Below are 14,605 nucleotides of genomic sequence, written 5' to 3' on the forward strand. Positions count from 1 at the left end.
CCTTACCACAAGATAACCGCGCCAGTAACCAGCAGGTTCACCAACGCTAATGGCAAGCAAATTTTCCAGCCAAAGTTCATTACCTGGTCATAACGTGGACGCATTAAAGAACCACGTGCCAGAACGAACATCATTACAAAGAATGCTGTTTTGATAATGAACCAGAATGCTGGAGGTAAGAAATCAAGTCCGAATGGCGCTAACCAGCCACCGAAGAATAACGTCACGATCAGCGCAGAGATCAGCACCACGTTGACGTATTCCGCAACGAAGAACATCCCCCATTTCATACCGCCGTATTCGACGTGATAACCTTCTGCCAATTCCTGTTCTGCTTCTGGTTGGTCAAACGGGTGACGGTGCGTTACCGCAACACCTGCAACCACGAAAATCAAGAAGCCCAAGAACTGAGGAATTACAAACCAGACATCTTGTTGTGCTTCTACAATTTCACGCATGTTGAATGAGCCGGCAATTGCCACCACACCCATCAGGGAAATACCCAGGAACACTTCATAAGAAATGGTTTGCGCTGCAGAACGTAGACCACCCAGCAATGCATATTTGTTATTTGATGACCAGCCACCAAATAGAACCGCATAGACTGCAATACCCGCCATTGCCATAAAGAACAGCAGGCCGATGCTCATGTCTGCCACACCTAAATACGGTGATACAGGAATAACCATGAACGACAGTACCGCAGTTGCCATTGCAACCGCAGGTGCCATACGGAAAGTCAGCTTGTCAGCGAATTTTGGTGTCCAGTCTTCTTTGAACATGATTTTCAGCATGTCGGCGACAATCTGGAACATACCGCCCGGACCTACACGGTTCGGACCGTAACGGTCTTGCCATAAACCGAGCAGACGACGCTCGATAAATGACATTAATGCTGCAACCAGTACCACAACCAGCAAGATCACAATCGCTTGAATGACTGAATAGGCAATTGGCCAGTTCTCAGCCCAAAGCGGTGTTTGACGCATTAATTCTTGTTCCATGAATTATACTCCTACCGCGACTGACACAGGCTCAGCAAGAGATACCGTCGGTGCTAGACCAATTGGGTAACCAATATAACCTGTAGGTAAATATTCAATCACTTGAACTGGAAGAACAATTGAAGTCTCGCCTGCTTTCACAGTGATCTTCTGACCATCTTTCAGGTTCAAACGGCTTGCATCCTGTTCACCCACGGCAAACATGGCTTCAGGAATACGTGATTCCATCGCTGGTGTTTTAATGGTGAATTCACCTGACGCAAAAATATGATGCATTGGCACCAAACGGAAGCTGTCCGGATTGGCCAATACAGGGCTTGGTGCTACGAAGCTACGTGCTGGACGTTTTGGTAAACGGTCGAATAAACGTACGCCTGAATCACCACCTTTTAAGTGACCGCCCACGTTGTCCTGGAATTTGTTCCAGGCCTGTGGCGAGTTCCAGCCTGCAGACCACGCAAATGGCACCAGTGCAGATGGCGTCTGATTACCGACATAACCTTCCATCGAGAAAGTTAATGCAGAATCGACATCGGTCGGCTGTTTTGGTTCGTGAATCGAAAGCGGTGCACGAATGGCAGTACGACCTGAGTAACGACGTGGTTCACGTGCCACTTTCAGACCATGGACACGGAAGCCCGCATCTGGTGCAACGTCTAAAATACCTTCTAATGCAGGTACGTTTTTCGCTACAGACTCGATCACATCATCCAGCAAGGTCCATGAAATCGCTTTGCCTTTCATGCCAGTTTCAAGGGCATGTAACCAGCGCCAAGATTCTTTAATCGCCAGTTCCGGCTTGTAGTAGCTTGGGTCATACACTTGATAGAAACGCTGTGCACGGCCTTCTTGCGATACCACAGTACCATCACCTTCAGCGAAGCTTGCTACTGAAAGTACGATGTCTGCTTTCGCCACAGTCGCAGTTTCAGAGTGGTCCAGCACAATAATGTCTTTACCTGCAAGTGCAGCATCGACCTGAGCCGCTGGTAAACGACGGTAAAGGTCATTTTCCACCACAATCACAGTGTCATAGTCTTGTGCAAAGGCTTGCTCCAAGCTTTGACCACCAAAGATCGCCAAGCCCATTGAGTTCACTTCAGGAACAGTCAATGTTAAGCCTGCATTACCCAGATTCTGCGCCACTTGTGCAGCAGCTTCCATAATCGCAGCGTCTTGTAAGCTTGTACCAGAGATGATTAAAGGCTTCTTCGCCGCTTTTAAGGTATCTGCGATGGTTTGCGCAAATGCTTTGGCATCGTCATCTAAACCGGTAATCACTTCGCCTTTTACGCCAGCTGCAATAGCAAAGCCTAAACGCGCGATGTCATTTGGAGATGCAACCACTTCACCAGTTGCTACATCTGCTAGACGGGTTTGTGTTGCAGCCAGAATGTAAATCGGAGATTTCGCATCTTGCGCAATACGTTGTACTGGTTCAGCCAGCCATTCTTGAGTACGACGCTCTGCCGCCATTTCTTTGGCTTTGTTTTTCGCCGCTTGACGAACAGATAACGCCATACGTGGTGCAGTTTGTGTCAGGTCTTCACCCAGAATTAACACGGCGTCATAGCTTTCAATTTCACGCATACCCGGGTTGTAAACACCTTCGGTTTGCATGATTGATGCCGCCAGTTCCACTAGGCTTTGCTCTTTTTGCGACATACCGGTTGAGTAGTTGTCCTGACCAACCAGTTCGCGCAGTGCAAAGTTCGATTCAAGCGAGGCACGTGGTGAGCCAACACCCAGCACTTTTTTGCCTTGAAGATTCTCAATCACGGTGTCTAATGCCTGATCGACAGACACAGTCGTGACATTTTGACCATCACGGAATTGTGGCTGACGCGGACGATCTTCACGGTTTACATAACCGGTACCGAAACGGCCTTTGTCACACAGGAAGTACTGGTTCACTTCACCGTTGAAACGGTTTTCTACACGACGCAGTTCACCATAACGCTCACCCGGAGAAATGTTACAGCCTGAAGAACAGCCTTGGCATACGCTTGGCGCATACTGCATGTCCCACTTACGGTTGTAGCGTGCAGAGTGAGTTTTGTCGGTGAATACACCTGTTGGGCAGACCTCAGTCAGGTTACCCGAGAATTCAGATTCTAAAGTCCCTGATTCTGGACGACCGAAGTACACACGTGATGCATTGGCATATACGCCAAAGTCGGTACCACCAGCATAGTCTTTGTAGTAACGCACACAACGGTAACATGCGATACAGCGGTTCATCTCGTGCGCAATAAACGAACCCAGTTCCTGGTTGTAATGCGTACGCTTGGTGAAACGGTAACGACGACGGTCGTGTTGCGTCATTACAGTCATATCCTGTAAATGACAGTGACCACCTTCTTCACAGACCGGACAGTCGTGTGGGTGGTTGGTCATCAAGAATTCAACAACAGAAGCTCGGAAATCTTTTGCTTCTTTGTCTTCAATCGAGATGTAGGTATTGTCAGCAGCAGGCGTCATACATGACATGACCAGACGACCACGCGTATCTTCAGGATTCGCGTATTGCGTCACAGCACATTGACGGCAAGAACCGACAGAACCTAAGGATGGATGCCAACAAAAATATGGGATGTCGATGCCAAGGCTTAAACAAGCTTGCAGCAAGTTTTCTGAGCCGTTGACTTCATACGATTTTCCATCGACATGAATTGTAGCCATAGTCGAATTCCTTAAGCTTGTTCTACGTTGCTGGTCTGAGCTGCGGCATTCACCACTTTCGCTTCAAACTCGCCACGGAAATATTTGAGTGCGCCCATTAACGGTTCCATCGCACCTGGTGCGTGTGCACAGAAAGTTTTACCAATCCAAAGCTTACGGGTCAGTTCCTGTAAGTGATCGATGTCTTCTTTCGTACCCGTACCATCTTCGAGTGCTTTCAGTGCTTTTACCGCCCACGGTAAACCATCACGGCAAGGTGTACACCAGCCACATGATTCACGCGCAAAGAATTCTTCTAAGTTACGGGTTGCTGAAACCATACATTGGGTTTCATCGACTACCATCAGCAGACAGGTACCTAAACGTGAACCCGCTTTCATGATGCTTTCTGCATCCATTGGCAGGTCAATGTGCTCAGCAGCCAGGAAGTCTGTTGATGCACCACCTGGTAACCATGCTTTCAGCTTCAGGCCGTCACGCATACCACCGGCATGTTCTTCAATCACTTCACGTGCAGTGGTACCAAAAGGCAGTTCCCAAAGACCCGGGAATTTCACCTTACCTGATGCACCGTAAATTTTCGTACCTGGATCTTTAGATTTACCCGCAGACAGGTTGATGTACCACTCAGGACCACGTAACAAAATAGCTGGCAAGTTGTTGTAGGTTTCTACGTTGTTGACAATCGTAGGACGACCCCACGCCCCTGCAACTTGCGGGAATGGCGGTTTGGTACGCGGATTGGCACGGCGACCTTCCAGCGAGTTAATCAGTGCGGTTTCTTCACCACAGATATAACGGCCCGCGCCGGTGTGTACATACAGCTCGAAGCTCCAGCCAGAACCCAGGATGTTGTCGCCCAGGTAACCTTTGGCACGAATCTGCTCAATTGCTTCATTTAAGTATTGTGCAGCTTCGATGTACTCACCACGGATAAAGATATAGCCGTGAGTCGCTTCCAGTGTATATGCCGCAATCAGCATACCTTCAATCAATTGATGTGGAAGTTTTTCCATCAACAAACGGTCTTTGAAGGTACCCGGTTCCATTTCGTCGGCATTACAGATCAGGTAACGTGGACCTGAATTGTCGTTTGGCGCCATCAGCGACCATTTGATGCCCGCCGGGAAGCCTGCACCACCACGACCTTTAACGGTTGCAGCTTTCACCACATCCAGCACTTCAGCCGGTGTCATGCTAATGGCTTTTTTGAAGCCGGCATAACCATCAAGCGCTTCGTAATCATCTGCATTACGAACATGCTCTTGTTTACTCAAACGCCAAGTTAATGGATGAGTTTCTGGGTTACCGTCGCCATAAATTGGTTTTGGTTCGGTATTCATACATACTTCTCCAATAACTGTTTAATTGATGTCACTTCAACCAGACCGTGAGTATCTTCATCAATCATTAACGTTGGACCTTTGTCACAGTTGCCCAGACAGCAGATTGGCAGCAAAGTGAAACGACCATCTGCAGTCGTTTGACCAAACTGAATACCAAGCTCGCGCTGGAACGCTTCTGCCAAAGTTTCCGCCCCCATCAAGAAGCACGCGATAGAGTCACACAAAAGAATAACGTGACGACCTACCGGTTGACGGTAAATACGGTTATAGAACGTTGCTACCCCTTCTAAATCAGCAACACTGATTGAAAGCAGTTGAGCAATCGCATTGAGCTGTGCGTCATCAATCCAGCCATTACGGCGTTGTACACACTTCAGCGCATCCAGAGATGCTGCACGTGGGTACGGATAGTGACCAATGTGATGTTCGATTTCGTGGATTTCATCCGCAGTTAAAATCCCTTCAACATTCACACGTGGCTTTTTATCAGTCAAAATCATCATAATGCGTTTACCCCTTAGCGATCCACGTCAGCCATTACGACATCAATTGTCGCTAAATAAATAATCAAGTCAGAGACCAGACTGCCGTTAATCACCGAAGGAATTTGCTGTAAGTGCGTGAAGGTTGGTGTACGGATACGGGTACGATAACTCATGGTTGACTTGTCTGAAGTCAAGTAGTAGTTCGACGCCCCTTTCACCACTTCTGCCATTACAGATGCTTCACCTGCCGGCATGACAGGCCCCCAAGACACGCTCAAGAAGTGCGTAATCAGGGTTTCAATATCTTGTAATGTCTTGTCTTTTGGTGGTGGAACAGCCAGAGGATGATCCGCTTTATATGGACCAGATGGCATGTTATCCAAGCACTGCTTGATGATTTTTAAAGACTGTTCGATTTCGCGGTAGTGAACGATGACACGTGCATAGGCATCGCCTTCATACTCCACCGGCACTTCGAAGTCATAGTTTTCATAGCCGCTGTATGGACGGTATTTACGTACGTCAAAGTCAATACCTGTGGCACGTAAACCGGTACCTGTCACACCCCAGGCCAATGCAGATTTTGCATCGTACTGCGCTACATTGCGGGTACGGCCTTCAAACACCGAGTTTTTCAGCGCTGCAGTATGGTATTCCTTCAGACGTTTTGGCATCCACTCCAGAATCTCGCGGATCAGGTGCTGCCAGTTGTTTGGAAGGTCATGCGCGGTACCGCCAATACGGAACCAGGCTGGGTGCATACGGTAACCGGTGATCGCTTCAATCGCGTCATAAATCTTCTGACGGTCGGCGAACATATAGAATACTGGGGTCATACCGCCGGCATCCTGAATTGCTGTACCGATATAAAGCAAGTGGTTATTGATACGGAACAGTTCCGACATCATCACACGGATACATTGTGCACGCTCTGGCACCTGAATACCGGCCAGCTGCTCCACACCCATCACATACGGCATGTTTTGCGCACAACCACCGAGGTAGTCGACACGGTCGGTATACGGAATGAATGAGTGCCAGGTTTGACGCTCAGCCATTTTTTCCACACCACGGTGGTGGTAGCCGATGTCGGGTACACAGTCTTTTACTTCTTCACCATCCAGCTGCAAGATGACACGGAACGCACCGTGCGCAGATGGGTGGTTAGGACCTAAGTTCAGGAACATGAAGTCTTCGTCTTCGTTACCACGGGTCAGACCCCAGTCTTCCGGTACAAAACGTAAGTGTTCCTGTTCAAAATCCTGCTTGGCCTGGTTCTGCATATACGGGGTATATTCAGTGGCACGTGCAGAATATTCCTTGCGCAGCGGGTGACCTTCCCAATAGGTTGGCAGCAAGATACGACGGAGCATTGGATGCCCTTCGAAGTTAATGCCGAACATATCGTAAGCTTCACGCTCGTACCAGTTGGCATTTGGCCAGATATTGGTCGCAGTCGGAATATTCAGATCGTTCTCATTTAGCGCAACTTTGACACGGATATCGCTGTTACGTTCTAACGACAACAGGTGATAGAACACGGTAAAGTCAGATGCAGGCAATCCGTCGCGGTGCGTACGTAAACGCTCATCTACCGCAGACAGGTCAAACAGCATCACGTATGGACGTGACACTGTACGCAAGAACATCAAGACTTCTTGTACGCGTGCGCGCTCAACCCAGACCGTTGGAAAATCTTCAAAAGTCGTTTGCACATAGAAGTTCTCACCAAATTTGGTTTTGAGCTCTTCTACAATTGCAAATGCTGGGCGGGAATCAACTGCTGTTGATTCTGGCATAGCAATGTCAGTTTCAGCCATTGGCTTGGCTTCCTATTTAATACAAATTCAGTCAACCTAAACGACAACTACACCCATAACGGGTGCACCACGATTTTGTCGCTTAAATTATTTAATTTCATCCATAGAGCGCAGGTTTTTCACCGCAATACGCTGTGCTTGCTTACGGTCACGTTCTGGCATCATCTTTGGCTTATACACTGGCTTAAGATCATCACCAATCACCGCAGACAGCGGACGGCGCTCTAATTGAATTTGGTCTTGCAACAACATTAATGCCTGAATTAAGGCTTCAGGACGTGGTGGGCAACCTGGGATATACACATCGACAGGAATGATTTTATCCACACCTTGTACAACCGAATAAATATCGTACATACCGCCTGAGTTTGCACATGCACCCATTGAGATGACCCATTTTGGCTCAAGCATTTGCTCGTACAAACGCTGGATTACTGGGGCCATTTTCACGAAACAGGTACCGGCGACAATCATGAGGTCGGCCTGACGAGGTGAAGCACGAATAACCTCGGCACCAAAACGTGACAAGTCATGCACGCCGGTTAAAGTCGTTGCATACTCTACGTAGCAGCAAGATGTACCAAAGTTAAACGGCCAAACTGAGTTCTTACGCCCCCAGTTTACTGCTGTATGTGCCAAGTCTTCTAAACGAGTCATGAACACATTTTTATTCACTTCTTCTTCAAGCGGATCTGTAACGATCTGGCGCTCCTGAAGTGGATATTGATCAGCATCCGGATTCGCACGGGTTAAGGTATATTTCATCCCGAGTTACTCCTTATCAGATGATATAGCCTGTGATTTTTTCACATGACCAGCAGATTGAGCAGGAATTTGACCAGTAGGGTCGATTACCAGCTCTTCAATTGAGTTAAAGCGGGTAATTTCTGCAAGATCCATATTTGGTGAACCGATTTTAGGTTTAATCCCTGCAGCTTTACGTTTGTCAGATGGAGCCCAGTTCAGTGCACCGGTTGACAGTTCGTAAATCAAACCAACGAGTAAAACTAAAATAAATACAGCAGCAGTTGCAAAACCAACCCAGCCTACTTCACGAACAGAAGCTGCCCATGCGTAGAGATAGAGGGCTTCTAAGTCGAACACAACGAAGAAAATCGCAACTAAATAGAACTTGGCAGACAAGCGAATGCGTGCACCACCTGCACTCACAACACCTGACTCAAACTGCTCCTGCTTGGCACGGCCCCATGATTTACCCCCTAGGAGTAACGGGACAGTGAGCATAAAGACGCATAAAAATGTAACGCCGATCACGAAGGCAATAATTGCCCATTCGTATGGAGTAATGGCACTCATGCGGGGATAACTCCTGGCAGGCCTATTTATTAACAAAGAATGTATGTATTGGCCTTCAAATACACCAAACACAAAATTAATCCCGCCAATTGTACCTGATTTATGATTTCACTTGCTAGCTTATAAGCCTTAGTCTTTCGGATGATTTTTCCGCGAAACAAATGCCAGAGCACCATTCTGTTGGCCCCTACAGGCCATAATCGTTTTACTAAATCAAGATGTGTTTATTTATTAATTTTTCCAAAATTTTGCATGAGTCGCTGCTATTGATCACTAAATTTGCAATGGCCAATCCTGCCAGCCGTATTCGGCTTCATTTACACCGAATTGAAATGATGATCCTATTCTGCGCCTGAACGCCGGCGTGATTTGTATATTTTTGCAATTTAAAGCGCTTAAGGCTTCATCAATCTGAAGGCTTATGGTATTCCTAAGAAGAACTATAAATTTCAATAATAAGGAGTACATACATGAGCTTAAAATTTACCCATCATCCTGAGTACTTTCTCTTTGCCCAGCTAATTATGCGTCATATTGAAAATTATATTGAGAAACATCCAGACGCGAACAATGCCATTTTCGATTTACGTGATATTTACGAGCTGTTCCGTCAGGACAAAGCCTCAGCCAGTATTAACCTCGATGGTATTTTAAATATTGCTGATGAGTACACGGTGGATACCCTGGACGGTGACCAGAAACTGATTAGCCGTTACAATATTGATGCCAAAGACAATAAGCTGCTGTTTGACTTTAATCAGGCTGCACTGGAAGGCCTTAAGAAAGGCAAAGCCCTGATTGCTCCGGATGCCAAAATCCAGGAATAAAACAAAAAAGCGTGTTTTGACAACACGCTTTTTTAATTAACTTTTACGTTGCCATAAAAATTGTGAAATGGCTCTTAATGCGGCGGCATCTTCAGCAAAATAGTCTAGCGCCTGCAAAGCCTGATCATGCAAATCTGTGGCATAAGCCTGTGCCTGCTCCAGCCCCATCAATGCCGGATAGGTCGATTTCTCCACCTGTTCATCCTTCCCGGCAGTTTTGCCTAACACTTCAGTATCAGAAATAATATCCAGAATATCATCCTGGACCTGGAAGGCCAGACCAATCACCTGCCCATATTCGCGCAGTTGTGGAATCGCGCGATCGGTACCCTCAAAAATCGCTACTGCAGCCATCATAATCGCCGCAGAAATTAAAGCGCCGGTTTTATTGCGATGAATCGTTTCTAACGCAGCCTGATCAACCTGCTTGCCTTCGGCCTGCAAATCCAGCACCTGTCCGCATACCATCTTGGAAGACGCGGTCGCCAGAATCTGCATCTGCTTTAGCACAATTGCCGCATCTACCGCCGCACCCTGATCAAACAAACGGCTGCCCAATACCTCAAAGGCCATTGACTGTAAAATATCGCCAGCCAACAGTGCCGTATCTTCACCAAAAGCAGCATGACAGGTCGGCTGGCCACGGCGCAGCAAATCATTGTCCATACAAGGCAAATCATCATGCGCCAGCGAATAGCAGTGAATCAGCTCAATCGCCACCGCCGCACGGCGCACTGCCGCCATATTGGTATTCGGTTTTAAGGCTGCTGTGGCATAACACAAGGCTGGACGCACACGTTTTCCACCCAGCATTACTGCATGATAGACCGCCCCTTTTAAAGGCTCAGGAATGGCAAAAGCGTCTAAGGCCGTCAATAAATCTTGTTGGATACGTTGTTGCGCTTCAGTCAACACGGTTACAGGGACGTCAGTGAGAGATGACACATTTGCCTCGAATTGGTTGTTCTATAAGATTGTTAGCCGTCACTGGCCAACCCCCTGTCCGCATTGTACCTCTAATTTAAGTTTTTTTAAGCCTTAACTACAGACAAGCGGATATTTCAATTTTTCAGCTTTCAATCTCAACCCATAAAAAAATGCCCCTATTGAACATAGAGGCGAATTCATTAATTCAGGCAAGATAAAGTCAGCGTTATTCCAGCACCTCGGCCGGTACACGTACCCAGCCTTCCATCAGCACCCGCGCACTACGGCTCATCACCGCTTTTTTCACCTGCCACTGACCGTTTTCCTGTACCGCTTGCGCGCCGACGCGTAAAGTCCCGGAAGGATGGCCAAAACGCACCGCTTCACGCTCGCCACCACCAGCAGCCAGATTCACCAAGGTCCCCGGCACGGCAGCAGCTGTCCCAATGGCCACCGCAGCAGTGCCCATCATGGCATGATGCAGTTTACCCATCGACAAGGCACGCACCAGCAAATCGACATCTTCAGCCTGAATATTTTTACCACTTGATGCAGTATAGTTCTGTGGACGCGCGACAAAAGCAATTTTTGGAGTATGCTGACGTTTTGCTGCTTCCGCTACATCATCAATTAGCCCCATCTGCTTGGCACCATAAGCCCGGATTTTTTCAAAACGCGCCAGCGCCTCCGGATTACTATTAATGTCATCCTGCAATTCGGTACCGCTATAGCCAATTTCATCGGCATTTAAAAAGATGGTCGGAATACCAGCATTAATAAAGGTCGCCTGAAAAGTCCCGACATCTGGTACCACAAAGGTATCCACCACATTGCCGGTCGGAAACATGGCCCCGCCCTCTTCGCCATCATCGGCCGGATCTAAAAATTCAATTTGTACTTCTGCTGCCGGAAAAGTCACACCATCCAGCTCAAAATCACCGGTTTCCTGCACCTGGCCATCGGTGATTGGCACATGCGCGATAATGGTTTTCTGAATATTTTTCTGCCAGATACGCACAGTGCACAGACCGTTTTCTGGAATTTTATCGGCATCCACCAAGCCCTGACTGATGGCAAAGGCACCCACCGCAGCAGTCAGGTTGCCACAGTTACCGCTCCAGTCCACAAAAGGCTGATCAATTGCCACCTGACCAAATAGATAATCGACATCATGCTCCGGCTGGCTGCTTTTGGCCAGAATCACGGTTTTACTGGTACTGGAAGTGGCGCCGCCCATGCCATCAATCTGCTTGCCATAAGGGTCCGGGCTGCCAATGACCCGTAGCAGTAGCTGATCACGAATTTTTCCATGCACTTGCGCTTCGACTGGTAAGTCATCCAATTTGAAAAAGACACCTTTACTGGTACCGCCACGCATATAGGTGGCTGCAATTTTAATTTGTGGAGCGCAGCGCATTCTTATCTAATCCTTTGATTTTTCGTTGTATTACATAATCCAAAGCAAGGTTTTTGCTTGCTTTAAATGATAACGTCTTTTGCTTAAAAAATCAGGTGAACTGGACTTAAGTATAAAATTTACCCAAATCTTTGGCTGCAGACTTGAAATTTTCAAGCCTAAAAAAATATAGCCAATAAAATTAATATCTTGATTCAATTATTGTTTCAACAAAATGACCATTTTTCGATTTTATGAGCTGTTCTGAAGCGACTGGTGATCTACTAGGCTAATTTGCAACTATCTATTACAATCGAGCCACTTATTATACATTGTCGGGCTGAACACTTTGAACAACGAGTCTTCTCAACTTCAGCGTGGCTTAAAGAACCGTCATATCCAACTCATCGCCATGGGCGGCGCGATTGGTACTGGCTTATTCTTAGGTTCCGCTCAAGTCATCCAATCCGCAGGTCCCTCTATTATTTTAGGCTATGCGATTGGGGGTTTGATTGCATTTTTAATTATGCGCCAACTGGGCGAAATGATTGTTCATGAACCGGTTGCAGGTTCTTTCAGCCATTTTGCTTATCGCTATTGGGGGAAATTCCCTGGCTTCCTGGCCGGCTGGAATTACTGGATTTTATATATTCTGGTCGCCATGACCGAACTCACCGCTGTCGCCAAATATATTAACTACTGGTGGCCGCATATTCCGGCCTGGTCCTCGGTCCTGTTTTTCTTTATTGTCATTACCCTGATCAACCTCGGCAATGTAAAATTTTATGGGGAATCAGAATTCTGGCTGGCAATTATTAAAGTGGCCGCAGTAGTATCGATGATCATTTTTGGTCTGTACCTCCTGTTGACCGCAGATGCCAACTCGACTGCTTCATTTAGCAACCTCTGGAGCCACGGCGGATTCTTCCCGCATGGTTTTGAGGGCTTATTCTTCATGTTAGCCTTCCTGATGTTTGCCTTTGGCGGGATCGAGCTAATTGGTATGGCGGCAGCTGAAGCGCAGGACCCGAAAAAGACTATTCCAAAAGCCATCAATCAGGTGGTGTTCCGTATCCTGATTTTCTATGTTGGTTCATTGACGATTTTACTGTCGTTAGTGCCATGGAATCAGCTGGAACTGGGCGGTCTGGATAAAAGCCCATTCGTGATGATCTTTAGCCAGTTAGGCATTGGCTGGGCGGCACATCTGCTGAACTTTATTATTTTAACGGCGGCGCTGTCGGTTTATAACAGTGGTATGTATGCCAATAGCCGGATGCTGTTCGGTCTGGCCCAACAAGGCAATGCGCCAAAAGTATTCCTGAAAGTGAACAAGCAAGGCGTGCCAATTCCTGCGGTGCTGTTCTCTGCCCTGCTGATTTTTGGCTGTGTATTGTTGAACTACTTTGTACCGGAAGATGCTTTAAGCCACCTGATTTATATTGTGGTCGGTGCCTTGGTACTGAACTGGGCCATGATTACCCTGACTCACCTGAAGTTTATTCAGGCCATGAAAAACTCAGGTCAAACCACCTCTTTCCCTGCACTGTGGTCACCTGTGGGTAACGTGATTGTGCTGCTGTTTATTGCCACCATCCTGTACATTATGTGGACCCAAGGCTTTAGCGAATCGGTGTATATGATTCCGGTCTGGATTGTGCTGATGTGGGGTCTGTTTAAATTGCTAAAACAAAAAAACAGCTAAGTTATTTTTACTGACAAAAGAAAAAGTTATTACTTCGTTAATAACTTTTTTTTCAGCTTTTTTTCAGCTAAATTAAGGACGTTTTGTGCCCTTAGCTTAACTGGATAGAGCAGTTGCCTCCTAAGCGACCGGCGTGGGTTCGAGTCCCGCAGGGCACACCATCGTATCTATAAAAAAGGAAGGCGCATCTCCTTCCTTTTTTATCTTCAGCACTTCACCGAAATGAAGCAACTCGCGTAGCTGCCTTGGCGAATTCCCCCACCATTTTAAATCGGCTGTAACTGTGCGCTTAAACGTGCTGCCATCTCTCTTAAATACTGGATTTTTGGATGCTGCATATCCAGCGGCAAATCCGAAGCAGTGCCCAACACCGAAATCGCATATTCAATTTCATGGTGCTGATTTAATACCGGCACACAAATCGCATGAATTCCGGCCAGCAAATCGCCTGCGACCGTGGCCACACCTTCACTTAGAATCTGCTGTTTTAAAGTTAAAAATTCATCCCAGTTCTGTGGATAGACCCGTTTTTGCTGTGCCTGATGCTGCTGCCATTCTTTTTCCAGCAAAGGTCGCACCAATGCTTCCGGCATAAACGCAGCATAAGCCCGGCCGGTGGCCGAATTCAGCATCGGCATGATCGAACCGACACGGGTAATTACCGAAACTGGCTGATTCGGCTCCAGCCACTGTACAATCAGTGGGCCTTGCGTCGTCCATTTGCTAATCTGCAATCCACAATCCAAATGCCGGTGCAGTTCATTAATCTGTGCCTGTGCCGCCTGCAGACTGTCACTGCGCTGGATACAGCTCAGACCAAAACGATAAGCCTGATCGCCCAGTGCATAACGACCATCTTCCAGCTGCTTGGCATAATTCATACGTACCAGACTGACCATATAACGGTGCACCTTGGCCGGATGCATGGCCAGTTTTTCAGATAAATCTTTGAGCATGACCGGATGACGATAGGTCATCAGCGCATCCAGCACGGTTAAACCCACCTCTAAAGATTGCACGCCCACCTGATTCTTTTCTGACATAAGAATTTTACTCTCCTGTAAACACCGAGCATTTTAGCGTGCTGTTCTGATTT

Annotated in this window: 12 protein-coding genes and 1 tRNA gene; 3 read left to right on the forward strand and 10 right to left on the reverse strand. The window is 47.2% G+C overall.

The window, feature by feature from the left end; genetic code table 11:
* Positions 1–2 precede the first annotated feature (2 nt).
* The 7 genes from nuoH to ndhC all read right to left on the reverse strand — a co-directional run bounded on the left by nuoH (position 3) and on the right by ndhC (position 8,654).
* A complete protein-coding gene (gene nuoH, locus VF685_RS04740; RefSeq protein ID WP_005179637.1) occupies positions 3–1,004 on the reverse strand; it encodes an NADH-quinone oxidoreductase subunit NuoH in 1,002 nt (333 codons plus the stop codon).
* A 3-nt stretch (positions 1,005–1,007) separates the two neighbouring features.
* Positions 1,008–3,686: an NADH-quinone oxidoreductase subunit NuoG gene (gene nuoG, locus VF685_RS04745; RefSeq protein WP_286384824.1), complete on the reverse strand. Its 2,679-nt coding sequence runs from the start codon at positions 3,684–3,686 to the stop codon at positions 1,008–1,010.
* Between the two features lie 11 nt (positions 3,687–3,697).
* Positions 3,698–5,029 (reverse strand): NADH-quinone oxidoreductase subunit NuoF, encoded by a 1,332-nt coding sequence (nuoF, locus tag VF685_RS04750; RefSeq protein ID WP_163145533.1) that lies wholly within the window; start codon positions 5,027–5,029, stop codon positions 3,698–3,700.
* Positions 5,026–5,535: an NADH-quinone oxidoreductase subunit NuoE gene (gene nuoE / locus VF685_RS04755; protein ID WP_005179645.1), complete on the reverse strand. Its 510-nt coding sequence runs from the start codon at positions 5,533–5,535 to the stop codon at positions 5,026–5,028. The genes nuoF and nuoE overlap by 4 nt, the downstream gene beginning before the upstream one ends.
* 14 nt (positions 5,536–5,549) lie before the next feature.
* Entirely contained in the window at positions 5,550–7,337 is a 1,788-nt protein-coding gene (gene nuoC, locus VF685_RS04760; RefSeq protein WP_005179647.1) for an NADH-quinone oxidoreductase subunit C/D, read from the reverse strand.
* A gap of 87 nt (positions 7,338–7,424) precedes the next feature.
* Positions 7,425–8,102 carry a NuoB/complex I 20 kDa subunit family protein gene (locus VF685_RS04765; protein WP_005179652.1) on the reverse strand — a complete coding sequence of 226 codons (678 nt, stop codon included), beginning with the start codon at positions 8,100–8,102 and terminating at the stop codon, positions 7,425–7,427.
* A 6-nt stretch (positions 8,103–8,108) separates the two neighbouring features.
* Positions 8,109–8,654, reverse strand: a complete 546-nt coding sequence (gene ndhC / locus VF685_RS04770) for an NADH-quinone oxidoreductase subunit A (protein ID WP_005179655.1) — start codon at positions 8,652–8,654, stop codon at positions 8,109–8,111.
* 470 nt (positions 8,655–9,124) lie between these two features.
* On the opposite strand from ndhC, the gene VF685_RS04775 reads away from it, so the two are divergent.
* The gene (locus VF685_RS04775; RefSeq protein WP_104505625.1) at positions 9,125–9,481 is read left to right on the forward strand and encodes a hypothetical protein; all 357 of its coding nucleotides are present in this window, start codon (positions 9,125–9,127) and stop codon (positions 9,479–9,481) included.
* Between the two features lie 36 nt (positions 9,482–9,517).
* Here VF685_RS04775 and VF685_RS04780 read toward each other — a convergent pair whose 3' ends face one another.
* Both VF685_RS04780 and prpF read right to left on the reverse strand, forming a co-directional pair.
* Entirely contained in the window at positions 9,518–10,426 is a 909-nt protein-coding gene (locus tag VF685_RS04780; protein ID WP_104505624.1) for a farnesyl diphosphate synthase, read from the reverse strand.
* Between the two features lie 208 nt (positions 10,427–10,634).
* Positions 10,635–11,825, reverse strand: coding sequence for a 2-methylaconitate cis-trans isomerase PrpF (prpF, locus tag VF685_RS04785; RefSeq protein ID WP_440203568.1), 1,191 nt, complete (start codon positions 11,823–11,825; stop codon positions 10,635–10,637).
* Positions 11,826–12,153: 328 nt separating this feature from the next.
* On the opposite strand from prpF, the gene VF685_RS04790 reads away from it, so the two are divergent.
* On the forward strand, positions 12,154–13,509 hold the full coding sequence (locus VF685_RS04790; protein WP_034597873.1) for an amino acid permease: 1,356 nt from the start codon (positions 12,154–12,156) through the stop codon (positions 13,507–13,509).
* Between the two features lie 85 nt (positions 13,510–13,594).
* A tRNA-Arg gene (locus tag VF685_RS04795) sits at positions 13,595–13,670 on the forward strand.
* 105 nt (positions 13,671–13,775) lie between these two features.
* On the opposite strand, the gene VF685_RS04800 is transcribed toward VF685_RS04795, so the two are convergent.
* Positions 13,776–14,552 (reverse strand): IclR family transcriptional regulator, encoded by a 777-nt coding sequence (locus VF685_RS04800; protein WP_163145531.1) that lies wholly within the window; start codon positions 14,550–14,552, stop codon positions 13,776–13,778.
* Between the last annotated feature and the right edge of the window lie 53 nt (positions 14,553–14,605).

Source organism: Acinetobacter sp. Brlt_5 (assembly GCF_051949055.1).
In the GTDB taxonomy this organism is placed as follows: Bacteria; Pseudomonadota; Gammaproteobacteria; order Pseudomonadales; family Moraxellaceae; genus Acinetobacter; species Acinetobacter indicus.